We start from the raw sequence: 20,233 nt of genomic DNA on the forward strand, positions 1-20,233 counted from the left end.
TGTGCACCTTAACTTTAGTGAGCGGGATGCAGCGCGTCCTTCAGGTAGACACACGTCAGAATGGTGAACACGTAGGCCTGGATGGCCGACACGAGGACTTCGAGCCCGTAGATCGCGACCACACCGACGATCGGCGCGATCCCCGCGAGGCCCAGGGCACCGGCGAACCCGGCGAAGACCTTGAGAACCGCGTGGCCTGCCATGACGTTGCCTGCCAGACGAATGGAATGGCTGACGGGGCGCACGAAGTAGGAAATCAGCTCGATGATGGCCAGGATCGGCCGCAGAACCAGCGGCGCGGAGGACACCCAGAAGAGGCTCAGGAATCCGGCGCCGTTCTTGACGAAGCCCAGGATCGTCACCGTCAGGAACACGCCCATCGCCAGAACCGCCGTCACCGCGATATGCGAGGTGCTGGTGAAGCTGCCGGGGATCAGGCCCAGGAAATTGGCGAAGAGGATGTAGAGGAACAGTGTGAAGATGTAAGGGAAATAGGGCAGCGCGTCCTTGCCGGCCACGTCTTCCACCATCTGCCGCACGAAGCCGTAGGCTAATTCCGCCACCGACTGGCTGCGCGAGGGGATCACGGCGCGCCCGCGGGTGCCGAAGACCATCAGCGCGATGACGCTAAGAACCGCCAGCCCCATCCAGACCGTGGAGTTGGTGATAGTAAACAGCCCCACCTCGGATCCGCCGAAAAGCGGCGAGATCAGGAACTGATCCATCGGCTTGATCGACATCTCACCGGCGTAATCATCGAGGTAGCCCGCGACAAACGCAATCGCGGCCAGGCCGATCAGAACGAAGGCGATCATGCGGCTGGTGCCGCTTTTGGCCTCGGTGTTGGTGCTGTCAGTCGCCATCCTGCGTCCCCGTTTCCTCTGCCCCGCCGGGGCGGGTTGCTGTCTTCTCGCGCGCCAGCGCGTCTCGCTGAAGCTCATTGGCCGAGCGGATCATCGTTTTGACCCCGGCGATAAGCCCCAGAATAACAAACACGACCATCAGCCACGGGGTGGTGCCCAACAACGTGTCGAGCCCGTAGCCTATGCCGAAGCCGATGCCCAAACCGGCCACCAACTCGATCACCATCCGCCACGCCAGTTGCGCTTGAGAGTGGTGTTCCTCCACCTTGGACCGCTCTGGACTGGCCCGGGACTTTGCCGCCGCAATCCGCGCTTCCAGCGCTTTCATGCGGTCTTCGTCGCTCGAAGCCATAGCCATACCGCCTTGGTGGACAGGTTGCGCGGAAGCTAGGCGGCGCGTGCAGCAGAGTCAACGCGGATGAACGCGCGCTATCCTACTGTTATTACTACGCTTTCTCTCAATGCGACAATCCCGTCCGGCGCAATGCGGCCCTGCAGCATATTCAACCAAATGGTTGACGATCACGCCCCAAGCGCCCTACTGGCCCCATGCCCCGCGCTCTGCACCCCTCGCTCGACACCATCTTCGCCGCCCTTGCGGACCCGACGCGGCGGGCGATCCTGTCAATGCTGCTGGAAGATGACATGGCCGTCACCGACGTGGCAGAGCCCTTCGACATGAGCCTCGCGGCGATCTCCAAGCACCTCGTCGTGCTGAGCAATGCGGGGCTGATCACCCAGGAAAAGCGCGGGCGGGTGAAGTGGTGCAAGCTGGAACCGGACGCCCTGAAGGGGGCGTCGGTCTGGATGCAGGGGTTCGGGCAGTTCGAGCCGGTGAACCTGGACGCGTTCGAGGCGTTTCTGGAGGCAGAGCTGGGTGGGGAATAGCCTACCCGACAGGCCGCGCCCCTTCTGCTAGGGTAGGGGCCGCCGAAAGGATTTTTCCCATGCGCCACGCCCCTGCCATCGCTGCCCTCCTCGCTCCGCTCCTCGCAGCAGCCCCTGTGTTTTCGCAGGCCACCTGCACCGCGCCCACGGGACCCATCGAGACCTGTCTTGTCGGCGCCTGGGTCGGTTCCTCCACCATCCCCGAGGCCTTGCAGGCCGCGATGAATTCCATGCCCGACGCCGTGCGCGCCAACTTCAGTTCCCTCGGTGCGCCAGTGGGCATGATCATCTACGACGACGGCTTCTTTCAGACCTTCCCCCTGGGCGCGGAGGGCGCGGCCCAGTTCCAGGACGCTGAAGGCGACCTGACCACGTTCGAGATGACCGGGCAGACGGTGACGACGGCGGGCTACATCAGCGCCATGGGCAGCACGCTGGACCTCTGCTACCTGCCCGCCGCCCAGGGCAACCTGACCGGAGAGATGACGGTGACCTCCGACGGCACCAGCACCACCGTGCCGCTTTTTGCGATCCCCGAGAACACCTTCAACCCGGTGATCACCTATTCCTGCATGGGCGACGTGATGCAGCAGGACGTCGCCCTGCCCGCGCCCATCGGCACAATCACCTACACGCTGGTCCGCGTGCCGCTGGAGGCTTTCGACGAGATCCGGCGCGACGGGGGTTAACCCGCCGCCTTCAAGACGCTGCGGATGTATTTCGCGGCGCTGCGATAATGGCTCGGCCCCGCCGCCTCCGCATAGCGCCCCGGCGTCCAGCCCGTGCCGCCAGGCATCGGTTCACCGTAAAGCGCGGCGTCGTCGCTCTGCGCGATCCAATCGCGCAGCCGCCCGTGGGCTTCTGTCAAACCGGCCCGCGCCGCGTCCCATGTCACATCGGCATAGCGGTCCCGCAGTCCGGCGTTGTAGGCCTTCAACTCGTTCCACTTCACCCCATGATCCGGCATCTGCGCCGCAGCGCCCTCTTCCAGCCACTGGAAAAAGAGCCCAATCCAATGGGCGCGGTGGGTGAGAATATCCTTGATGCAGGTGTCATCGGCGTCTTTCGTCTCCGCGAGGTCACCCGGCACCTTTTCCAACAGCGCGTTGAGCTTGGTCCATTCGCGGTCGGTCACCGTCATAAGGTCGGCCTTGGTTGTGGCAGCAGGCATGGGCGGGTCCTCCTCCCCATCAGGTTAGACTGAGCCCAAACCCCGCGCTTTGACGCGCATCAAGGGGTTAACAAATCGTAAACAAAAATGGCTTTTGCTGATATTTCATAGGCTTAACCTCCTGCTCAAGCTTGAGCAAAGCCGCGTTCTCAATCTTTCAACAACAACGCCAGCGCCCCCACCGTCAGCCCAACCCCCACCAACACCAGCGCCGCAGGCACAGGCTGACCGAGGGCGATCTCCCACAGGATCACCCAGGACGGCGTCAGGTAGGTATAGGCCATGACCTTGCTCGACGGCAGCCTGAGCGAGGCGAATTGGATCAGGAATACCGTCGCAGCGCTGGCGAAAATGGCGGTGTAGGCAATCGCGATCCAGACCATGGGGCGCAGGCCCGCCCAATCGGCCGCCGCAATATCGCCCAGGCCCCAGACGGTGATCACGCCCGCGCAGGCCAACAGCGTGAGGAACGAGAACGCCAGCACAGGCTCGCCCCGGTTCAGCACCCGCACCAGCGGCGTGTAAAGCGCGTGGCCGATGCAACCGATGAAGTAGATCACCTCGCCCCGGCCCACCTCAAACGCCAGAAGCGCCGACAGATCCGCGCGGAAAATGACCCAGGCCGCCCCCGTCGCCCCGATCGCCAGCGCCGCCGCGATGCGAGAGCTGACGACCTGACGCAGCAGGATCCAGCCGAAAAGCGCGCTCATCACCGGGGTCAACGTGAACACCGCCGCGGCCGAGACCGGGGGCGCGGTCTTCAACCCCTCGAACATCAGCACGAAGTAGAAAGCGAAGATCCCGCCCAACACCAAATAGCGCCAGGGCGCCGCCAGGGCCGCGCGCGGCACCCCGCCCCGCGCATAAACCACGGCGCCCATGATCACCGCCGCGATCCCGAAGCGCACCGCGTTCAACGCCGTGGGTGCCAATTCGTCCGCCACCTGCCCGCCAAGCGAGAACGACCCCGCCACCAGCGCCGAGAACGCCAGCATCGCGATATGCCCTGCCCGGGCCGAGCCGACAGCTTCCCTCACATCAACCCCGCAAGACCGCGCCCCTGTTTCCCCGTTCTTGAAATATCCCGGGGGGCGGCGGCCTTTTTGCTCGCAAAAAGACGCTGGGGGGGCGGCCCCCCCCGTGGCACGGCCTTAACCAAAAGCGCAAAGCGTCACTCCACGGCCCAGGTCTTCACCTGCTCTTTGAGATGCCGCACGAAGGTCTGCACCTTGGCGGTGCGATGCAGGTCCATGTGGGTGACAAGCCAGATCTTTGCGGTCCAATCCTCCAGCGGGGGCAGGATCTCCACCAAATCCTCGGTCCGGTCCTGATCCCACGACGCCACGAAACCGATGCCGATGCCCGCCAGAACCGCCTCTTTCGCGGCCACCATGGAGGAGGCGCGGAAATAGATCGTGGAGGACGGCACTGTGTCGGCCAACCACTTGAAGTAGGGCGCGCGGGGCGTCTCGTCGGTGGAGCCGACAAAGCGGTGATCGCCCACGTTGTCGCCGGTAAGCGGCCCGAACCGCTCCACGTAACTCTTGCTCGCGACGAGCTTCAGGGTCTGGGTGAAGAACGGCTGCACGATGTTGTCGGGCTGATCGGGCAGCTTGCCGGCGCGGATCGCCACATGGGCCTCACCATACTCCAGGCGGAACAGACGCGCATCGCTGACCAGACGCACCCGCAGATCAGGGTGGCGCTCCTGGAACAGCGCAATCGTGGGCACCAGCAGGGGCGACAGCGCACCTAGGGACGTTACGATCAACTCGCCCGTCACCTCATCGCCGCGGCCCTTGATCCGGCCTGCAAGCTGGGTGAACTGATCATCGGTCTGGCCCGCGACGGCCAGCAGGTCCTGGCCCGCCTCGGTCGCCGTGTAGCCGCGCGCGTGGCGTTGGAACAGCTTCGCGCCCAGGCGCGCCTCCAGCGCGTCGATATGGCGGATCACCGTGGCGTGGTGAACGCCCAATGCCTCTGCCGCGCCAGACACGGTACCGACTTTGGCGACCTGAAAGGCGGTGCGCACTTCATCCCAATTATCCATCGGCTTTCTGTGCGCTCCCTCACCAACCTTCGCCTTGTGGTCACAATGCGTGCAGGGGGTCGCAAAAGCAATGGCTCGGCTTTCTGTGCATTCACGCGCATAAACCCCGCAGGATCGCAGATTGTGTGAGGTGATGCTAAGCCAACATAAGGGTGCATCTTTCATGCTTCCCAAGAGGACCCGACCATGACCCACATTCTTCGCATCGACGCCTCCGCCCGCCGCACAGGCTCTGTCTCCCGCGATCTGACCGACAGGATCATCGCGCAGATGGCGCCCGCCCAGGTCACCACCCGCGACCTTGCCGATGGCGTCCCGCTGCTGTCCGAGGACTGGGTTGGTGCCAATTTCACCCCCGCTGGTCAACGCTCCGCCGATCAGGCCGACACGCTGGCGCTTTCCGATACGCTGGTGGCCGAGGTCAAGGCCGCCGATACGCTGGTGATCGGTGTGCCGATCTACAATTTCGGCGTGCCTGCTGCCCTGAAAGCCTGGGTCGACCAGGTCGCGCGTGCAGGCGTCACCTTCCATTACACCGAGACCGGCCCAAAAGGCCTGCTGGAGGGCAAGCGCGCCGTGCTGGTCATCGCGTCGGGCGGCACGGAATCCGGGTCCGAGATCGACTTTGCCACCAACTACATGCGCCATGTCCTTGGCTTCATCGGCATCACGGACGTCCACGTCGTGACCGCCGACCGCCTGATGGTCAACGCGGACGCCTCAATGAAGGTGGCCAACGATCAGATCGCGGCGCTGGCCGCTTGAACCCCAGGAGAATGACCCATGGATAACCTGCAAAAATACGGCCTTCTGGCGATCAAGGCGCTGTTGACCCTCGCGTTTGGTGCGGCGGGAGCTGCCAAGCTGATCGGGGCCGAGATGATGGTCGCCACCTTTGAGGCCATCGGATGGGGCCAATGGTTCCGCTATGTCACCGGCACGATCGAGGTGGCGGCGGCCGTGCTCTTGTGGGTGCCGGGCCGGCAGGCGATTGGCGCTGGGCTGCTAACCGCCACGATGATCGCGGCGGTGGTGTTCCACTTGCTGGTGCTCGGGCCCTCGGCCCTACCCGCGCTGGTTCTTGGTGTGCTCAGCGCAGCCGTCCTCTACACCCATCGCCGGCAATTGATCGGCTGACGCAAATGCCCCCCCGCCCCAGCGGCGGGGGGCAAGGAAACCCCGAATAGACAAGGCGCAGAATCTGCGCCAACTTCTTCCCTATGAAGGTTATTTCCAACTCCCCCGACCGCCTTGTCATGGGCAAAACGAACCTTGTCGGCGGCCTCATCTGCCTCGCGATGACGCCGCTTACCGGGTTCCTTGGCGTCATGATGATCCTTGACGAGCCGCCTGCCCTGGGGTGGGCGCTGATCGTGTTGACCGTGCTTATGGTGGGTCTCGCGATCCTGGCGATGCAAAGCAAAGTGCGCCTTGTGCTGGACCGGTCAGAAGACATCGTGCGGCTTAGCCATATTGCCCCTTGGCGCCGCACCCACGAGGAAACCGCCCTGTCCGGCACGGCGGGCGTGTCCCTGGTTCAAGATGCCAGTGGACGCACAGGCAACGTGGAGGTTGTCCTCGTGCCCGCAGAGGGCCGCGATCAACCCCCTTTCCGTGTCGGCTATTTCGCCGCCAACGGCCCGGCCGAGGCTCAGGCCGATCACATCCGGCAATGGCTTGGCCAACCCACGCCCGAGGTTTGAGACGGCACTTGGAATGTGCTAGCGTCTCGCCATGCTTCGACTGATCAGCCTTTTTGCGGCCCTTCTCGGCCTCTCCGCCCCCGCCACCGCACAGACCTGCCGGATCGACTTCACCGTCGAGGTCACCCAGGGCGTGGGCTTCATCCGGCCCGGCACGCAATTGCCCGGCACGGCGGAGTTCGTCACCAGCGGCCAAACCTTCCGGCAGGAAGGCGGCACCATGGCCCATTATGCGACGGGGCAAATGACCATCGGCGACGGCATCACCGGCCTGATCTGGACGCTGATCACAACGTCCCGCGGGTCCGCCGCTGATCTGGTCGGCGTCTACGCCAACGACGTCGAGGGGTTCTCTTTCGCCGGAGAGGATTATGAGGGCCCAATGGCCCTGACATTGTTCGGAGAGCCCGGCACGCGCCCGACCACAGCGCCCCCGATGACGCAGGTGGAGTGGGACGAGATGAACCTGCGCCGAGCGTTCTCGCTCCATGCCGATGGCGACATGCTGTCCGGTGAGGTGGTCGACCTGACGGTCGAATGCACCTGAGCGCGCCATGCAGATCACCAAGAAGACAGACACGCGCCTTGTCCTGAAGCAGAACAAGGCTGAGAAGCGCATTGTGGCCGCGTTGGGCGCGGTCGGATGCCTGGGAATGGGTGCGTTCTTTCTGTTCAGCGGCGACGCCGAGGCTGCGATCTTCGGCTACATCTTCGGCGCCATTGGCGTGCTTTTCCTGGTGTTGCTGTTCATGCCCACGGTGACCGAGACGCTGATCCTCGATACCGAGGAGGCGCTTCTGACTCTGCGCCTGCCAAGGGGCCGAGGGCGGCGCGTGATCACCGTGCCTTTCGACCAGATCGCAGGCGTCAGCCTGAACGAGCGGGGCAACCACTCCACGGGCTTCTACCAGCAGGTTGATTTTGAGATGACAGAGGCGTCTGGCAAGCCCGCCCTGCGCCTGCCCGTCGCGATTTCGGGCATGTCGCAGGAAACCATCCATGGCACCATTGCCGCCTGGGCCCGGCGCAACGGCGCCTTTCCCGTCGCTACCGCGTCTGATTGATTGACTCCCCAGCCGTTTCTGCCTATCCCCCGCCGCAGTAGCCGGAAAGCCAAGCTTCCCGGTCCCGCGCGCGTTCGTAGGATCGCCCCCCGTCAGCGAGTTTCGCCCACGGGGGCAAAACCCGTTTGGGTGTTGCCCCCGCCTGAAATGAACACTTGGGGTCGCAGTGCATTGGGACTTGGGTTTGTAAGGTACGCCCTTATCTTCAGGGGGAGATTTCCGGGATCGCGAAAGGGGCCAGGCCCATGTTTGAGAATCTATCCGAGCGCCTTGGTGGCGTCTTTGACCGCCTCACCAAACAGGGTGCGCTGTCCGAGGATGACGTCCGCACCGCCTTGCGCGAAGTGCGGGTCGCCTTGCTGGAGGCTGACGTCTCCCTGCCCGTCGCGCGGAGCTTCATCAAAAACGTGGAGAAGAAGGCGACGGGTGCTGCCGTCACCAAGTCGATCACGCCGGGCCAGCAGGTCATCAAGATCGTCCATGACGAGCTGATCGCGACGCTCCGCGGCGACGCGGACCCCGGCGTTCTGAAGATCGACAACCCGCCCGCCCCGATCCTGATGGTGGGCCTCCAGGGCTCGGGTAAGACGACGACGACGGCGAAACTCGCCAAGCGGTTGAAGGACCGCGAGGGCAAGAAGGTGCTGATGGCTTCGCTTGACACCAACCGCCCGGCAGCCATGGAGCAGCTGGCGATCCTCGGCACGCAAATTGGCGTGGACACCCTGCCGATTGTGCCCGGTGAAGACCCCGTCCAAATCGCCAAGCGCGCGAAGACCCAGGCCTCGCTCGCAGGCTACGACGTCTACATGCTCGACACTGCCGGCCGGTTGCACATCGACGCAGAGCTGATCGCGCAAGCCGCCGCCGTGCGCGACGTCGCCAACCCGCGTGAGACGCTGCTGGTGGTCGACGGCCTTACCGGTCAGGACGCCGTAAACGTCGCCACGGAATTCGACGACAAGATCGGCGTCAGCGGCGTCGTCCTCACCCGGATGGATGGCGACGGGCGCGGCGGTGCGGCGCTGTCGATGCGCGAGATCACCGGCAAGCCCATTCGCTTCGTGGGCCTCGGCGAGAAGATGGACGCGATCGAGACGTTCGAGCCTGAGCGGATCGCGGGCCGCATCCTTGGCATGGGCGACATCGTGGCGCTGGTCGAGAAGGCGCAGGAAACGCTAGAGGCCGAACAGGCCGAGCGCATGATGAAGCGCTTCCAGAAGGGTCAGTTCAACATGAACGACCTGATGGGCCAGTTGCAGCAGATGCAGAAGATGGGCGGCATGCAGGGCATGATGGGCATGATGCCCGGCATGGCCAAGATGTCGAAACAGATCGAAGAGGCTGGGTTCGACGACAAGGTGATCACGCGGCAAGTGGCGCTGATCCAGTCGATGACCAAGCGCGAACGCGCCAATCCTGCGCTGCTGCAGGCCTCCCGCAAGAAGCGCATCGCGCGCGGTGCTGGCCAGGAGGTCAGCGACCTCAACAAGCTTCTGAAGATGCACCGCCAGATGGCGGATGCGATGAAGAAGATGGGCAAAATGGGCAAGAAAGGCCTGATGCGCGGCGGTCTCGGCGCGCTGATGGGCAAAGGCGGCGGCATGCCAGCGGGCATGGACGCAGGCGGCATGGGCGGCATGGACCCCAAAGCGCTGGAGCGCGCCGCCAAACAGATGGGCGCGGGCGGCGGTGGCCTGCCGGGCCTGGGTGGCATGGGTGATCTGAGCGGGCTTGGGAAGAAAAAGTGACCCAGGTTGAGTTCGCACAACTGACCGAGCTTCCCCTCAGAGAGGCATGGAAGCACGAAGCCTTGGAATTCACTCCATGGCTTGCGGAGAATATTGGTTATTTGTCGGACGTGGTCGGCATGCACTTGGAGCTGACTGGCACGGAAATCGCAGTGGATTCATTTTCGGCGGATATTCTCGCACGCGATGCCCAGGATGGAACGATCGTGCTGATCGAGAACCAGCTAGAAACCACCGATCATACCCATCTCGGGCAAATCATGACCTATCTGGCGGGTTTGGACGCCCAAAGCGTGATCTGGATCGCGCCACGCTTTCGCGATGCTCACCTGTCGGCGATCCGCTGGCTCAACGACAACACCGACGAAGGCCTCTCATTCTTTGCCGTCAAGGCCAAGGTTGTTCGCATCGGCAACAGTCCTTTTGCACCGGTGTTTGAAGTCGTCGAGAAACCCGATCTTTGGGAGCGGTCCTTCTCAGGCAAAAAGGCCGCCATGTCAGGGGCAAGCGACGCCCTATCCCTGACACGCGGCGAGTTCTGGGCATTCTATGCCGCTGAACACCCCCAAGCCGTTGACGCTGGCCTGAAGCCGACGACGGGATGGAACACCTACTACCCCACGCTTGACGGTGCGGTTCAGGTCTCACTGTGGATCGGCGAAAAGAACAGCGGTATCTATGTTCGCGGAGGCAGCGGGCCCAAGAAGTATTCAGCACGTGATTTGCTGAACCCAATAGCCGATGTCATTGCCGCTCGACTCTCCGTCCCATGGCATGGCGATAACCTGATGGGTCACGTTCTGTCCGAGCAGCAGGCACTTGGTTATAAGGATCGAGGCAATTGGCCAGACATGGTCAGGTGGATGGAGGCTCGTCGCCTCGCCTACCTTGATGTAATCCAATCTGTCTACGGGGCTTCGCAATGACCCCGCATCTGGCCCATATCCCGGCGCAGGAGACCGAGCGCCTGACATTCCGCGCGCCCGAGGCGCAGGACTTTGAGGCGTTCAAAGCCTTCGCCCTGTCCGAGCGGGCCGACTTCGTCGGTGGCGGGCCGGACAAGGACGTGGGCCATGCCTGGCGGATGCTGGCGGTGATCACCGGCCACTGGCAGTTGCGTGGCTACGGCTGCTTTGCCGTCCTGCGCAAGGACACCGGAGCCATCATCGGCACCATGGGGCCGTGGCATCCGGAGCCCACCCCGCAGCAAGAGCTGAGCTGGACCATTTGGGACCCGGCGTCCGAGGGCAAGGGCTACGCCTTTGAGGCCGTCACCGAGATCCGCCGTCATGTCTATGCCGACCTCGGCTGGACCACCGCCGTCAGCTTCATCGACGCCGAAAATACCCGCTCTGCCGCTTTGGCCACGCGCCTTGGCTGCGTCATCGATGAGGCCACGAAAGGCCCGCACCCCGACGATATCGTCTACCGCCATCCCTCGGCGGCGGAGGTGCTGGCATGATGATCATCCCGACCCTCCTGTCCGAACGCCTGACGCTGCGCGCACCGTCGCTCGGGGATTTTGAGGCCATCGCCGAATTCCGCGCCTCCGACCGGGCGCGCTTTGTGGGCGGCCCCTCGACCGAGGCGCAAAGCTGGCAATACCTCGCGGCGCTGATCGGCCATTGGCAGATGCGCGGCTATGGCCGCTGGATCGTGGCCGAGACCGGCGCGGAAGACGTGGCCCTTGGCATTGTCGGCCCGCTTTTCCCCGTCGATTGGCCCGAGCCCGAGATCGCCTGGACCCTGTTCGAGGCCGCCGAAGGCAAGGGCTATGCCTATGAGGCCACGCGCCTGGCCCGCGACTACGCCTATCAGACGCTGGAATGGACGACCGCCGCCAGCTTCGTGAACCCCGCCAACACCCGCTCTGTCGCGCTGGCCCAGAAACTCGGCTGCACGCCCGATGGCAGTTTTGAGCACGGCGTGTTCGGCACGATGCACATCTGGCGCCACCCCTCGCCCGAGGAGGTGCTGGCATGATCCCGGTTCTGCACACAGACCGCCTGACCCTGCGCGGCCCCGAGGCCCGCGACTGGCCCGCGTTCCGCGACTTCTTTGCCACCGACCGCGCCGCCTACACGGGCGGGCCCAAAGACGCGAAGTCCGCGTGGATCCTGTTCGCCGCAGAGCTTGGCCATTGGCAATTGAACGGCTTTGGCATGTGGACCGTGGAACACGCGGGCGTGCCCATCGGACTGGTCGGCTGCTGGTATCCCGATACCTGGCCCGAGAAGGAGCTCGGCTGGCTGATCTGGGACGGCTACGAGGGCCAAGGTTTCGCCTTTGAGGCCGCCGTCGCCGCCCGCGCCCAGTGCTACGGGCCCTTCGGCTGGCCCACCGCCGTCAGCTACATCCACCGCGACAACGCGCGCTCCATCGCGCTGGCCGAACGGCTCGGCTGTGTCCGTGACGCGGGCGCCGTCCACCCCAACGCCGATGCGCTGGTCTTCCGCCATCCCTCACCGGAGGCATTGGCCGCATGACCGAGCTGAAAACAACCCGGCTGACCCTGCGCCTGCCCACGCTGGACGACTGGCCCGCCTACCGCGACTTCTACATGTCCGAGGCGAGCGCGTCCGTTGGCGGGCCGCTGCCCCTGAAAGAGGCCTGGACCCTGTTCGCCAGCGACGCGGGCCACTGGGCGCTGCACGGCTACGGCTGGTTCGTGCTGCACGACGCCACCGGCCCCGTCGGCACCTGCGGCATCCACTTTCCGCCCCGCCACGCCGATGTGGAAATCGGCTGGAACACCTTTGCGTCCGGCCAGGGCAAGGGCTACGCCACCGAAGCCGCGCACGCGGTGTTGGACTGGGCGCCCTCGGTGATCGGCGATCAGCCCATCGTCAGCTACATCGGCCGCGACAACGCGGCGTCACGTCGGGTGGCGGAAAAGCTTGGGGCCACCGACAGCGGCAAAGCCCCCGCCCACAACGACGATTGCACCGTCTGGATCCACAAAGGAGGCCGCCCATGAGCGACGCCGTGACCCGCGCCGCAGAGGTCCTCAAAGGCCACCGCGAAAGCATCGACCGCCTCGATGCCATCCTCATCTACACCCTGGGCGAGCGCTTCAAGCACACCCAGGCCGTCGGCGCGCTCAAGGCGCAACACGACCTTCCCCCGAGCGATCCCGCGCGTGAAGCCACGCAGATCGCCCGGTTAGAAGACTTGTCACAACGGGCCGATCTGGACCCCGATTTTGCCAAGAAACTCATGCGCTTCGTCATCGACGAAGTCATCCGTCACCACGAACAACATCAATCGTAGGGTGGGTGAAACCCACCTTTCCCAAGACAAACTAAGCGCCCTCAAGCAACGAAGTGATAGGGCACAAAAACCTAAGGATACTACACAATGGCTATGAAAATTCGTCTCGCCCGCGGCGGCTCCAAAAAGCGCCCCTTCTATCGCATCGTCGCCTCCGACAGCCGCATGCCCCGCGACGGCCGCTTCATCGAGAAGCTCGGCACTTACAACCCGCTCCTGCCCAAGGACAGCGAAGAGCGCGTGAAAATGGACATGGAGCGTGTGCAGCACTGGCTCGACCAGGGCGCGCAACCCACCGACCGCGTGTCCCGCTTCCTGGAAGCCGCCGGCGTCACACCTAAGAAAGAGCGTGCCAACATGAAGAAGGCGCAGCCCGGCAAGAAAGCCGTGGAACGCGCGGAAGAGAAAGCCTCCAAAGCCGCAGCCGCCGCTGAGGCCGCCGCCGCCCCGGCGGAAGAGCCCGCAGCCGAAGAAGCTGCCGCAGAAGAGTAAGACCCATGTTGGGGGCGCTCCTTGTCGTCGCGCTGGCAGGCCTTGGCTTGCTGGTCGCGGCGCGGCGCGCGGCCCTGCGATGGCTGGGGGCAGGGCTGATGGTCCTGTCCCTGCTCACCCTGGGGTGGATCATCGCGCTCCTGCGCGCCGACGGTCCCCCCGATCCCCTGCCCGAAGTCCACCGGGTCCCTGCCCTCCCCTTCAACGCCTGAGACCAAGATGACCAAACCGGACCATACCTGCGTTGGCGCGATCTCTGGCTCCTTCGGCGTGCGCGGCGAAGTGCGCCTGAAAAGCTTCTGCGCCGAGCCCTCGGATATCGGCGCCTACGGCCCGCTCTGGACCGAGGATGGCACGCAAAGCTTCACGATCACCCTGACCCGCCCGGTCAAATCCGGCTACGCGGCGATGCTCTCGGGCATCGGCACCAAGGAACAGGCCGACGCCCTGCGCGGCACCCGCCTCTATGCACCGCGCTCCGCCTTGCCGTCCCTGCCCGATGATGAATTCTACCACGCCGATCTGGTCGGCCTCACCGTGCTCGACACCGGCGGTGAGACCCTCGGCAAAATCGCCTCGGTCGCCAACCACGGCGCGGGTGATATCCTTGAAATCAACGGCCCCGGCCTGCCCCAGGGCCTGCTGATCCCCTTCACCTTGGCGGTCGTCCCCACCGTGGACCTCGCGGCGGGCCGGGTGATCGTCGACATGCCTGAAGGCCTCATCGGCGGCGACAAACCGGACACGCCCGATCACAACACCCCCCTGGGCCAGGACTTCGACTAACGCCAAATACCGCGCGCGGCTCCCCCTTCATCTTGCCCGAAAAACTCTGGGGGTATGCGGCCTTTTCCGTCAGGAAAAGACGCGTAGGGGGCTAGCCCCCTTCCCACACCCACCCCCAAGTGCCACCTCGCAGAATGGATACCCCGCCGAGCGCGCCGCAGGCGCGCGAGGCCCCCGGGCGACCCTGCGTTGCCCCCGCAAGGGGGCAAACGCTTGGGCGCAAACCCTCAGGCGCGGATGCGCCAGCCGGTCTTGAAGATCCACCCGATCACCAGGATGCAGGTGCCCGTGAAGCCGAGGATCGCGAAAATCGACCAACCCAGTGCCACATCGGCGACCCCAAAGAAGCTCCACCGAAAGCCCGAGATCAGGTAGACCACCGGGTTGAACAGCGTCACCGTCTGCCAGCTCTCGGGCAGCATCGAGATCGAGTAGAACGCGCCGCCCAGGAACACCAGGGGCGTCACCGCCAGCAGCGGGATCAGCTGCAATTGCTCAAAGTTCTGCGCCCAGATGCCGATGATGAAGCCGAACAGCGAGAACGACAGACATGTCAGAACCAGAAACGTCAGCATCCAGATCGGATGCAAGATCTGCAGATCCACGAAGAAAAACGCGGTGCCCAGGATGATCAACCCGATCACGAAGCTCTTCGTCGCCGCCGCCAGCACGTAGCCTGCGGTGATCTCCAGGAACGAGGCGGGCGCGGACAGCAGCTCGTAGATTGTGCCGATGAACTTCGGGAAATAGATCCCGAAGCTGGCGTTGGAAATCGACTGGGTCAGCACCGTCAGCATGATCAGGCCCGGCACGATGAACGCGCCGTAGCTCACCCCTTCCACCTGATCGATCCGCGAGCCAATCGCCGTGCCGAACACGATGAAATAAAGCGACGTCGACAAGACCGGCGACACGATGGATTGCGCCAGGGTGCGGAACGTGCGCGCCATCTCGAAGACGTAGATCGACTTGACCGCTTGAAGGTTCATGCCTCTTCTCCTTCGCTCACAAGGCCCACGAAAATCTCTTCCAGGCTGCTCTGCTTGGTTTCCACATCGGCGACTACCAGCCCCTCGGCCTGCAGGGCGGACAGCAGCCGCACGATCCCCGTGCGCTCGGCTCGCGTGTCATAACGGTAGACGAGGCGTTTGCCGCCCTCCTCCAGTTCCAGATCCTTGTCCGCAAGCGCGTCCGGCACCGCGTCAATCTGGCTTGCCAGGTCAATGCGCAGCTCTTTCTGGCCCATCCGGGCCATCAGCGCGCTCTTTTCCTCCACCAGCAGGATCTTTCCGCCCGCAATCACGCCTACGCGGTCGGCCATGGCCTCGGCTTCCTCGATATAATGCGTCGTGAGGATGATCGTGACACCGCTGTCGCTCAGCTCGCGCACGATCTCCCACATGTCACGGCGCAGCTCCACGTCCACGCCTGCCGTCGGCTCATCCAGGAACAGCACGCGCGGCTCATGGCTCAGCGCCTTGGCGATCAGAACCCGCCGCTTCATGCCCCCTGACAGCGTGCGGATCGCGTCGTCCTTCTTGTCCCACAGCGACAACTGCCGCAGGATCTTTTCCAGATAGGCATCATCTCGCGGCTTCCCGAACAGCCCGCGTGAAAAGCGCACCGTGTTGATCACCTTCTCAAACGGCTCAAGGTTGATCTCTTGCGGCACCAGCCCGATCAGCTTACGCGCCTCGCGGTAGTCGGCCTGAGTATCGTGCCCGCCCACGGCGACGTTGCCCGACGTCGGCTGTACGATCCCGCAGATCGTTGAAATCAGAGTGGTTTTCCCGGCACCATTGGGCCCCAGAAGCGCCAGGATCTCGCCTTCCGCGATCTCCAGCGACACGGCATCGAGCGCTGTGAACCCGCCCTCATAGGTTTTGGTCAAGTGCTCAACTGTCAGGATGGGCGATGTCATGGGGATCTCCTTGCCGAAGGCCCAACCTATGTCTGTGTGCGGCGGGTCACAAGGTGCGCGCACGCATGCTCCTGACATCATCCTGCGCGACTTTGCCTGGGTGGGCCTGGGGGTTTCCCACCGTTTTGCGTCGCAAAAGTTCCAGCTAGACAAGCCCATCCCGCCCCCCCTTCAAAGGAAGCCGCCCATGTTCTTCGTTTATGCCGCCCTTGGCGCTGTTGTCGCCGTCATCACCCTCGCCATCATGCGCGCGCGTAAGTCCGACGATTGATCCGCCCCGCCGCCCCGCGTAGACGGGCGGCATGATGAAGCCCACCAAATCCCACGGACGCCTCTCGCAATCGGCAAGCCTGAAACCGCGAGAGTTGATCACCGACCGCCCGCGTCTGGCAAAAGCCTGGTGCGCCAAGGTCATCACCCTGTTCCCCGAGACATTCCCCGGGGTCCTCGGTGCGTCGCTCACGGGCAAGGCCCTGCAAAAGGGCCTCTGGGCGCTGGAGCCCATCGACCTGCGCACCTTCGGCACCGGCAAGCACCGCCAAGTGGACGACACCCCCGCCGGTGGCGGCGCGGGGCTTGTGTTGAAACCCGATGTCATGGCCCGCGCCCTGGACATGGCGGCGGCAGGCACGTCCGAAGATCGCGCTGAATGGCCCCTCGTTTACCTGACGCCGCGCGGCAAACCTTTCACCCAGCGCGACGCCGAACGGTTTTCGCGTGCCAGGGGCATGACGCTGGTGTGCGGCAGGTTCGAGGGCCTCGACCAGCGGGTGATCGATCACTACGCGATGGAAGAGGTCTGCGTTGGCGATGCCGTCCTGACGGGCGGCGAGATTGCCGCGCAACTGGTGCTGGACGCCACGACACGGTTGATCCCCGGCGTGCTGGGAAACGCGGAATCGACCCAGGAAGAGAGTTTTTCCGAGGGCCTGCTGGAGCATCCCCAATTCACCAAACCCGCCGATTGGCGGGGGAATGCGATACCGCCGGTCCTGTTGTCCGGGGACCACGGCAAAGTGGCGGAATGGCGCAAGCAGCAGGCCGAGGCTCTGACGCAGGAGCGGCGGGCGGATCTGTGGGCGGCTTACCGGGCGGGTCGCGAGTAGCCCTAGGCGAGGCAACCGGCGCGCCTTGCCATCGCAAACCCCGTCGTCGGATCGCGCGCACCGAGGCGCGCGACCCGGTCGCTCTCTACCCCAAGGGGATCAGCGGCAGACCCAGCAGAGCCTGGGCAAAGACCGCAAGCGTAACCGCCGCATAGCCCATGCTCGCCCAACGGATCGTTGTCACAGATCCAACTTGCCCGCCGCGCTCCAGCCAAAGGGCCAGCAGCGGCAGCGCCTGCATGGCGTGCAGCGACGCGAAATGCGCCGGGCGCAAGTCGCCCGTGACGCCGGACCAGCCGACCAAAGGCAGGGTCGGCGCGCCTTCTGGATGGACGCCCACGAAACGGGTGCTGCCCGAACTCATGTAGCCCGCCACGATCATGGTGAGCACAAAGGTCAGCAAGAAGCCGAGCCAGATCGCCTCGCGCAGGGCCGGGCTCAGATCCGCGTCCTTGTCGCGTTTGGCCAGCCAGCCGATGACGCCCACGCCAACCACCAGCGCCACCGCGCCTGCCGCCATCACGACGGAGTACATGAACTCATTGAACGGCGTGGAAAGGTTGAAGTGCGAGGCCTCGGACCGGCCGCCCTGGTACATCATGTAGGCCATCTCGGACAGGAAGGCGGCTGCCATGACCCAGCCGGTGATGCGCAGCGTCCAGCCATTGCGCACCGCGCTCGACAGGCGCGTTTCAAGCAGGGCAATCGTCGCGAAGAGCGCGGCAAAACTCAGCGAGAATTTCAGCGGCTTCATCCAGACAGGGACACCCTGGATCATGCGGGGGTCGACCAGGCCCCACATCCCCGACAGGGCGATCAGAACAAGGGCCACGACGGTGAGGGTAACGAACTGGGACGGGGGCGTGTCGCGGATGGCGGGTACATTGGCATCAAGCAAAGACATCGGTTTTTCCTTTCAGAAAAGCGGTTTGGGTGGGGATTTTGCGGGCGCGCAGCCCCAATTCGGTCAGGCCCGCGATCAGGAACCCAAGCGGGCCAAGCATGAAGGTTGCGCCCAGGATCGGGGCCTGAACCAACCGGCCCACGCCGACGCGGTCCATGCGCGCGGCCATGACCGCGCCCACGAACAGATCGAAGGCCAGAAAGTGGACCCATCCGGCCAGCAAGGCCCAGTCGTTCGACATCAGGATCGCGACATTGGCCAGGCTGTCGAACCCGCCGCCGATGCCGGAAAACCGGCTGAAGATCAGCGCGCCATAGACGGCGGATAGGCCTGCGGGAATGATCCAGAGCGGGATCGCGTTGACCCAGCCAAACCGGCGCGGGCCAAGTACAAGCAGGGTCCAGCCGATCATCGCCGCAGTGCCGACGTGAGAGAAGACTATCTCAGGGGTCATCATATATCTCCACTGTAAATTTCCACTGGTAACTTACTGAGCGCGGCAGCTTGCAAAGTCCAGAAGAAAAATTTACACTGGAAATATAAAGGTGCCAAAATGCTGAAAAAGAACGAAAAAAAGTATCACCACGGTGACCTGAAGAAGGCTTTGATCGATGCCGGGTTGGCCGAGATCGAAGAACAGGGGCTCGAATCCCTGTCGCTGCGGTCGATCGCGGCGCGCGTGGGTGTCAGCCACACGGCGCCCAAAAACCACTTCAACGGGTTGCGCGGCCTGCTGACCGCAATCGCCACGGTCGGTTTTGAACGACATGCCGCCGAGATGCGCAAAGATGTCGAAGATCATCCGCCGGGCAAGGCGCGGATGGATGCGGCGTGCAACGGCTACCTGCGCTTTGCGCTGCAGCATCCAGAGCTGTTCAAGCTGATGTTTTCCAACACGCTCTGCGATGCCGATGATCCGCAGCTGAAGCAAGCGGCCTGGGGCAGCTATGACGTTCTGCGCGGCATTGCCCATGGGCTGGATTGGGACAAGGCCGACCTGCCGGGCGGCCCCTGGCGGACCGAGTGGATGCTGTGGAGCATGGTCCACGGCTACGCGATGTTGTTGATCGAAGGACAACTCGCCCGTGAAGAGGACGGAACGCCTATGTTCGGCATGAGTGAGCTGATGCCAGACTTCGCGTATAAACCCGACGCCGCCGCCACACGGCCCAAGCCTTTTGCGGGCCGCGACGGCGCCTGACGAGGGGCCCTACATAACCCATCCAAAGACATATCCCGCCGCCAAAGAGCCGGTCACCGCAAGCAGCAGGTAAAGCAGAAACGGCCTCAGCTTCAGGACCGGCGCGATTGCCATCGCGCCCCAGATGCTGACCACGCCGCCCGACACCAGGAACGCCATGGCAGCGCCCTGGGACATGCCGTTGTCGATCAGCCCACGGGTCAGCGGAAGCGCGGCGTAGCCGTCAATGTATGCAGGCGCGCCAACGAAAACCGCTGCGGGAATGGCCCACCATTGATCCTCGCCCACATAGGCCGCAAGCGACCCGGGGGTCAGCGCCGCGTTCAGGGCGTATTCGGCGGCAAAGGCCGGGATCAGGCAGATCAGGATCAACCGCGCCGTGGCCCGGAATTGAGCGCCAAAGGCGGCCCGTCGCTCCGTTGTGCGCCAGACCCAGGGGTCAAACGTGCGATCCTGGCCGCACCGCGCCGCGCTCAACCGCCGCGCCAACCCATTGTCGCGCAGCGCGCCCAGGGCCCAGGGGCTTTTGGCAAAAAGCCCGGTCACCGCGCCGCCAAACAGACCCAACCCAAAGGCCGCAACCGTCTTGCCCACCGCAAAGCTCACCCCAAGGGTTGCAGCAGTCGTGGCAAGCATCGCGGGGTCGGTGATGGGCGAGGACAGCCAGAACGCCATGATCGGCGCCAGGGGCACGCCCGCCGCCAGAAGCCCCGCCATCAAGGGCAGCACCGTTACGCCACAGACCGGCGTGATCGCCCCGATCAGCGAGGCCGCGACCACCGTGCGCAGCGTCCGTCCCTCAAACGCGCGGGCCACATGGGCATCGGCACCGCTTGCGATGATCCACGCCGCCAGCACGATGCCCGGGATGACGATGGGCGCGACGGTAACCAAGCCCCACAGGACAAACTCTGCCGCGCCAACCGCGTGGCCCGGCCAGATCACGATGCATCCGAGGATCAGAAGGCAGATCCCCGCAAGGACATACCGTTTCCCGTTGCTGGGGCGCTGTGCTGTCTGATCGGTCATGGGACCCTCCTGTGAGGTTGAAATCTAGATCCCC

At 64.2% G+C, this 20,233-nt stretch carries 30 protein-coding genes; 20 read left to right on the forward strand and 10 right to left on the reverse strand.

The annotated features are described in order from the left end of the window. Nucleotides 1-14 precede the first annotated feature (14 nt). Both AC6I9R_RS20325 and AC6I9R_RS20330 read right to left on the reverse strand, forming a co-directional pair. Nucleotides 15-863, reverse strand: coding sequence for a F0F1 ATP synthase subunit A (locus AC6I9R_RS20325; protein WP_461428318.1), 849 nt, complete (start codon nucleotides 861-863; stop codon nucleotides 15-17). After that, the gene (locus AC6I9R_RS20330; RefSeq protein ID WP_461428317.1) at nucleotides 853-1,215 is read right to left on the reverse strand and encodes an AtpZ/AtpI family protein; all 363 of its coding nucleotides are present in this window, start codon (nucleotides 1,213-1,215) and stop codon (nucleotides 853-855) included. The genes AC6I9R_RS20325 and AC6I9R_RS20330 overlap by 11 nt, the downstream gene beginning before the upstream one ends. A gap of 197 nt (nucleotides 1,216-1,412) precedes the next feature. Here AC6I9R_RS20330 and AC6I9R_RS20335 point away from each other — a divergent pair, with 197 nt between their 5' ends. Further along, a complete protein-coding gene (locus AC6I9R_RS20335; protein WP_461428316.1) occupies nucleotides 1,413-1,751 on the forward strand; it encodes an ArsR/SmtB family transcription factor in 339 nt (112 codons plus the stop codon). A gap of 59 nt (nucleotides 1,752-1,810) precedes the next feature. Further along, nucleotides 1,811-2,440 carry a hypothetical protein gene (locus AC6I9R_RS20340; RefSeq protein ID WP_461428315.1) on the forward strand — a complete coding sequence of 210 codons (630 nt, stop codon included), beginning with the start codon at nucleotides 1,811-1,813 and terminating at the stop codon, nucleotides 2,438-2,440. Here the strand turns inward: AC6I9R_RS20340 and AC6I9R_RS20345 are convergent. From AC6I9R_RS20345 to AC6I9R_RS20355, 3 genes are all read right to left on the reverse strand, one after another. After that, nucleotides 2,437-2,922: a ClbS/DfsB family four-helix bundle protein gene (locus AC6I9R_RS20345; protein ID WP_461428314.1), complete on the reverse strand. Its 486-nt coding sequence runs from the start codon at nucleotides 2,920-2,922 to the stop codon at nucleotides 2,437-2,439. The two genes, AC6I9R_RS20340 and AC6I9R_RS20345, sit on opposite strands and share 4 nt — an antisense overlap. 149 nt (nucleotides 2,923-3,071) lie before the next feature. Continuing rightward, complete coding sequence (locus tag AC6I9R_RS20350; protein WP_461428562.1) at nucleotides 3,072-3,917, reverse strand: DMT family transporter; 846 nt, start codon at nucleotides 3,915-3,917, stop codon at nucleotides 3,072-3,074. A 176-nt stretch (nucleotides 3,918-4,093) separates the two neighbouring features. Further along, a complete protein-coding gene (locus AC6I9R_RS20355; protein ID WP_461428313.1) occupies nucleotides 4,094-4,972 on the reverse strand; it encodes a LysR family transcriptional regulator in 879 nt (292 codons plus the stop codon). Between the two features lie 186 nt (nucleotides 4,973-5,158). Here AC6I9R_RS20355 and AC6I9R_RS20360 point away from each other — a divergent pair, with 186 nt between their 5' ends. The 15 genes from AC6I9R_RS20360 (at nucleotide 5,159) to rimM (ending at nucleotide 14,038) form a co-directional block, all read left to right on the forward strand. Continuing rightward, nucleotides 5,159-5,737, forward strand: a complete 579-nt coding sequence (locus AC6I9R_RS20360; protein ID WP_461428312.1) for an FMN-dependent NADH-azoreductase — start codon at nucleotides 5,159-5,161, stop codon at nucleotides 5,735-5,737. A gap of 18 nt (nucleotides 5,738-5,755) precedes the next feature. Then, on the forward strand, nucleotides 5,756-6,109 hold the full coding sequence (locus AC6I9R_RS20365; protein WP_461428311.1) for a DoxX family protein: 354 nt from the start codon (nucleotides 5,756-5,758) through the stop codon (nucleotides 6,107-6,109). An 83-nt stretch (nucleotides 6,110-6,192) separates the two neighbouring features. Continuing rightward, nucleotides 6,193-6,675 (forward strand): hypothetical protein, encoded by a 483-nt coding sequence (locus AC6I9R_RS20370; protein ID WP_461428310.1) that lies wholly within the window; start codon nucleotides 6,193-6,195, stop codon nucleotides 6,673-6,675. Nucleotides 6,676-6,706: 31 nt separating this feature from the next. Next, entirely contained in the window at nucleotides 6,707-7,222 is a 516-nt protein-coding gene (locus AC6I9R_RS20375; RefSeq protein WP_461428309.1) for a hypothetical protein, read from the forward strand. 7 nt (nucleotides 7,223-7,229) lie between these two features. Continuing rightward, entirely contained in the window at nucleotides 7,230-7,739 is a 510-nt protein-coding gene (locus AC6I9R_RS20380; protein ID WP_461428308.1) for a hypothetical protein, read from the forward strand. A 245-nt stretch (nucleotides 7,740-7,984) separates the two neighbouring features. After that, entirely contained in the window at nucleotides 7,985-9,490 is a 1,506-nt protein-coding gene (gene ffh / locus AC6I9R_RS20385; RefSeq protein WP_461428307.1) for a signal recognition particle protein, read from the forward strand. After that, on the forward strand, nucleotides 9,487-10,416 hold the full coding sequence (locus AC6I9R_RS20390) for a hypothetical protein (RefSeq protein WP_461428306.1): 930 nt from the start codon (nucleotides 9,487-9,489) through the stop codon (nucleotides 10,414-10,416). Before ffh ends, AC6I9R_RS20390 begins: the two co-directional genes overlap by 4 nt. Next, nucleotides 10,413-10,952, forward strand: a complete 540-nt coding sequence (locus AC6I9R_RS20395) for a GNAT family N-acetyltransferase (protein WP_461428305.1) — start codon at nucleotides 10,413-10,415, stop codon at nucleotides 10,950-10,952. The genes AC6I9R_RS20390 and AC6I9R_RS20395 overlap by 4 nt, the downstream gene beginning before the upstream one ends. Beyond that, nucleotides 10,949-11,473, forward strand: a complete 525-nt coding sequence (locus tag AC6I9R_RS20400; protein WP_461428304.1) for a GNAT family N-acetyltransferase — start codon at nucleotides 10,949-10,951, stop codon at nucleotides 11,471-11,473. The genes AC6I9R_RS20395 and AC6I9R_RS20400 overlap by 4 nt, the downstream gene beginning before the upstream one ends. Then, nucleotides 11,470-11,976, forward strand: coding sequence for a GNAT family N-acetyltransferase (locus AC6I9R_RS20405; RefSeq protein ID WP_461428303.1), 507 nt, complete (start codon nucleotides 11,470-11,472; stop codon nucleotides 11,974-11,976). Before AC6I9R_RS20400 ends, AC6I9R_RS20405 begins: the two co-directional genes overlap by 4 nt. Further along, nucleotides 11,973-12,467: a GNAT family N-acetyltransferase gene (locus tag AC6I9R_RS20410; RefSeq protein WP_461428302.1), complete on the forward strand. Its 495-nt coding sequence runs from the start codon at nucleotides 11,973-11,975 to the stop codon at nucleotides 12,465-12,467. Before AC6I9R_RS20405 ends, AC6I9R_RS20410 begins: the two co-directional genes overlap by 4 nt. Further along, a complete protein-coding gene (locus tag AC6I9R_RS20415) occupies nucleotides 12,464-12,760 on the forward strand; it encodes a chorismate mutase (RefSeq protein ID WP_461428301.1) in 297 nt (98 codons plus the stop codon). The genes AC6I9R_RS20410 and AC6I9R_RS20415 overlap by 4 nt, the downstream gene beginning before the upstream one ends. 87 nt (nucleotides 12,761-12,847) lie before the next feature. Beyond that, nucleotides 12,848-13,252: a 30S ribosomal protein S16 gene (gene rpsP / locus AC6I9R_RS20420; RefSeq protein ID WP_461428300.1), complete on the forward strand. Its 405-nt coding sequence runs from the start codon at nucleotides 12,848-12,850 to the stop codon at nucleotides 13,250-13,252. 5 nt (nucleotides 13,253-13,257) lie between these two features. After that, nucleotides 13,258-13,464: a hypothetical protein gene (locus AC6I9R_RS20425; RefSeq protein ID WP_461428299.1), complete on the forward strand. Its 207-nt coding sequence runs from the start codon at nucleotides 13,258-13,260 to the stop codon at nucleotides 13,462-13,464. 7 nt (nucleotides 13,465-13,471) lie between these two features. Beyond that, nucleotides 13,472-14,038 carry a ribosome maturation factor RimM gene (rimM, locus tag AC6I9R_RS20430; protein ID WP_461428298.1) on the forward strand — a complete coding sequence of 189 codons (567 nt, stop codon included), beginning with the start codon at nucleotides 13,472-13,474 and terminating at the stop codon, nucleotides 14,036-14,038. A gap of 227 nt (nucleotides 14,039-14,265) precedes the next feature. Here the strand turns inward: rimM and AC6I9R_RS20435 are convergent, their stop codons facing one another. Beyond that, a complete protein-coding gene (locus AC6I9R_RS20435) occupies nucleotides 14,266-15,027 on the reverse strand; it encodes an ABC transporter permease (RefSeq protein ID WP_461428297.1) in 762 nt (253 codons plus the stop codon). Then, entirely contained in the window at nucleotides 15,024-15,959 is a 936-nt protein-coding gene (locus AC6I9R_RS20440; RefSeq protein ID WP_461428296.1) for an ABC transporter ATP-binding protein, read from the reverse strand. Before AC6I9R_RS20440 ends, AC6I9R_RS20435 begins: the two co-directional genes overlap by 4 nt. Between AC6I9R_RS20440 and AC6I9R_RS20445 the strand changes: the two genes are divergently transcribed. Together AC6I9R_RS20445 and trmD are read left to right on the forward strand one after the other, a co-directional pair. Next, entirely contained in the window at nucleotides 15,946-16,230 is a 285-nt protein-coding gene (locus AC6I9R_RS20445; protein WP_461428295.1) for a hypothetical protein, read from the forward strand. The two genes, AC6I9R_RS20440 and AC6I9R_RS20445, sit on opposite strands and share 14 nt — an antisense overlap. Nucleotides 16,231-16,261: 31 nt before the next feature. After that, entirely contained in the window at nucleotides 16,262-17,065 is an 804-nt protein-coding gene (gene trmD / locus AC6I9R_RS20450; protein ID WP_461428294.1) for a tRNA (guanosine(37)-N1)-methyltransferase TrmD, read from the forward strand. An 85-nt stretch (nucleotides 17,066-17,150) separates the two neighbouring features. Here trmD and AC6I9R_RS20455 read toward each other — a convergent pair whose 3' ends face one another. Both AC6I9R_RS20455 and AC6I9R_RS20460 read right to left on the reverse strand, forming a co-directional pair. Continuing rightward, the gene (locus AC6I9R_RS20455) at nucleotides 17,151-17,969 is read right to left on the reverse strand and encodes a hypothetical protein (protein WP_461428293.1); all 819 of its coding nucleotides are present in this window, start codon (nucleotides 17,967-17,969) and stop codon (nucleotides 17,151-17,153) included. Further along, entirely contained in the window at nucleotides 17,956-18,423 is a 468-nt protein-coding gene (locus tag AC6I9R_RS20460) for an ABA4-like family protein (RefSeq protein ID WP_461428292.1), read from the reverse strand. Before AC6I9R_RS20460 ends, AC6I9R_RS20455 begins: the two co-directional genes overlap by 14 nt. Before the next feature lie 99 nt (nucleotides 18,424-18,522). On the opposite strand from AC6I9R_RS20460, the gene AC6I9R_RS20465 reads away from it, so the two are divergent. Beyond that, entirely contained in the window at nucleotides 18,523-19,170 is a 648-nt protein-coding gene (locus AC6I9R_RS20465; RefSeq protein ID WP_461428291.1) for a TetR/AcrR family transcriptional regulator, read from the forward strand. Nucleotides 19,171-19,179: 9 nt separating this feature from the next. Here AC6I9R_RS20465 and AC6I9R_RS20470 read toward each other — a convergent pair whose 3' ends face one another. Beyond that, entirely contained in the window at nucleotides 19,180-20,199 is a 1,020-nt protein-coding gene (locus AC6I9R_RS20470) for a permease (protein WP_461428290.1), read from the reverse strand. Nucleotides 20,200-20,233 lie beyond the last annotated feature (34 nt).

Source organism: Gymnodinialimonas sp., from assembly GCF_059726805.1.

Bases quoted from the DNA above. Each gene is read 5' to 3' on its own strand.
- AC6I9R_RS20370 (WP_461428310.1), top strand. From the start codon at position 6,193: ATGAAGGTTATTTCCAACTCCCCCGACCGCCTTGTCATGGGCAAAACG.
- ffh (WP_461428307.1), top strand. From the start codon at position 7,985: ATGTTTGAGAATCTATCCGAGCGCCTTGGTGGCGTCTTTGACCGCCTC.
- AC6I9R_RS20355 (WP_461428313.1), bottom strand. From the start codon at position 4,972: ATGGATAATTGGGATGAAGTGCGCACCGCCTTTCAGGTCGCCAAAGTC.
- AC6I9R_RS20465 (WP_461428291.1), top strand. From the start codon at position 18,523: ATGCTGAAAAAGAACGAAAAAAAGTATCACCACGGTGACCTGAAGAAG.
- AC6I9R_RS20380 (WP_461428308.1), top strand. From the start codon at position 7,230: ATGCAGATCACCAAGAAGACAGACACGCGCCTTGTCCTGAAGCAGAAC.
- AC6I9R_RS20350 (WP_461428562.1), bottom strand. From the start codon at position 3,917: ATGCTGGCGTTCTCGGCGCTGGTGGCGGGGTCGTTCTCGCTTGGCGGG.
- trmD (WP_461428294.1), top strand. From the start codon at position 16,262: ATGATGAAGCCCACCAAATCCCACGGACGCCTCTCGCAATCGGCAAGC.
- AC6I9R_RS20435 (WP_461428297.1), bottom strand. From the start codon at position 15,027: ATGAACCTTCAAGCGGTCAAGTCGATCTACGTCTTCGAGATGGCGCGC.
- AC6I9R_RS20395 (WP_461428305.1), top strand. From the start codon at position 10,413: ATGACCCCGCATCTGGCCCATATCCCGGCGCAGGAGACCGAGCGCCTG.
- rpsP (WP_461428300.1), top strand. From the start codon at position 12,848: ATGGCTATGAAAATTCGTCTCGCCCGCGGCGGCTCCAAAAAGCGCCCC.
- AC6I9R_RS20360 (WP_461428312.1), top strand. From the start codon at position 5,159: ATGACCCACATTCTTCGCATCGACGCCTCCGCCCGCCGCACAGGCTCT.
- AC6I9R_RS20455 (WP_461428293.1), bottom strand. From the start codon at position 17,969: ATGTCTTTGCTTGATGCCAATGTACCCGCCATCCGCGACACGCCCCCG.
- AC6I9R_RS20445 (WP_461428295.1), top strand. From the start codon at position 15,946: ATGGGCGATGTCATGGGGATCTCCTTGCCGAAGGCCCAACCTATGTCT.
- AC6I9R_RS20330 (WP_461428317.1), bottom strand. From the start codon at position 1,215: ATGGCTTCGAGCGACGAAGACCGCATGAAAGCGCTGGAAGCGCGGATT.
- AC6I9R_RS20470 (WP_461428290.1), bottom strand. From the start codon at position 20,199: ATGACCGATCAGACAGCACAGCGCCCCAGCAACGGGAAACGGTATGTC.
- AC6I9R_RS20375 (WP_461428309.1), top strand. From the start codon at position 6,707: ATGCTTCGACTGATCAGCCTTTTTGCGGCCCTTCTCGGCCTCTCCGCC.
- AC6I9R_RS20440 (WP_461428296.1), bottom strand. From the start codon at position 15,959: ATGACATCGCCCATCCTGACAGTTGAGCACTTGACCAAAACCTATGAG.
- AC6I9R_RS20425 (WP_461428299.1), top strand. From the start codon at position 13,258: ATGTTGGGGGCGCTCCTTGTCGTCGCGCTGGCAGGCCTTGGCTTGCTG.
- AC6I9R_RS20400 (WP_461428304.1), top strand. From the start codon at position 10,949: ATGATGATCATCCCGACCCTCCTGTCCGAACGCCTGACGCTGCGCGCA.
- rimM (WP_461428298.1), top strand. From the start codon at position 13,472: ATGACCAAACCGGACCATACCTGCGTTGGCGCGATCTCTGGCTCCTTC.
- AC6I9R_RS20325 (WP_461428318.1), bottom strand. From the start codon at position 863: ATGGCGACTGACAGCACCAACACCGAGGCCAAAAGCGGCACCAGCCGC.
- AC6I9R_RS20460 (WP_461428292.1), bottom strand. From the start codon at position 18,423: ATGACCCCTGAGATAGTCTTCTCTCACGTCGGCACTGCGGCGATGATC.
- AC6I9R_RS20335 (WP_461428316.1), top strand. From the start codon at position 1,413: ATGCCCCGCGCTCTGCACCCCTCGCTCGACACCATCTTCGCCGCCCTT.
- AC6I9R_RS20410 (WP_461428302.1), top strand. From the start codon at position 11,973: ATGACCGAGCTGAAAACAACCCGGCTGACCCTGCGCCTGCCCACGCTG.
- AC6I9R_RS20405 (WP_461428303.1), top strand. From the start codon at position 11,470: ATGATCCCGGTTCTGCACACAGACCGCCTGACCCTGCGCGGCCCCGAG.
- AC6I9R_RS20345 (WP_461428314.1), bottom strand. From the start codon at position 2,922: ATGCCTGCTGCCACAACCAAGGCCGACCTTATGACGGTGACCGACCGC.
- AC6I9R_RS20365 (WP_461428311.1), top strand. From the start codon at position 5,756: ATGGATAACCTGCAAAAATACGGCCTTCTGGCGATCAAGGCGCTGTTG.
- AC6I9R_RS20415 (WP_461428301.1), top strand. From the start codon at position 12,464: ATGAGCGACGCCGTGACCCGCGCCGCAGAGGTCCTCAAAGGCCACCGC.
- AC6I9R_RS20340 (WP_461428315.1), top strand. From the start codon at position 1,811: ATGCGCCACGCCCCTGCCATCGCTGCCCTCCTCGCTCCGCTCCTCGCA.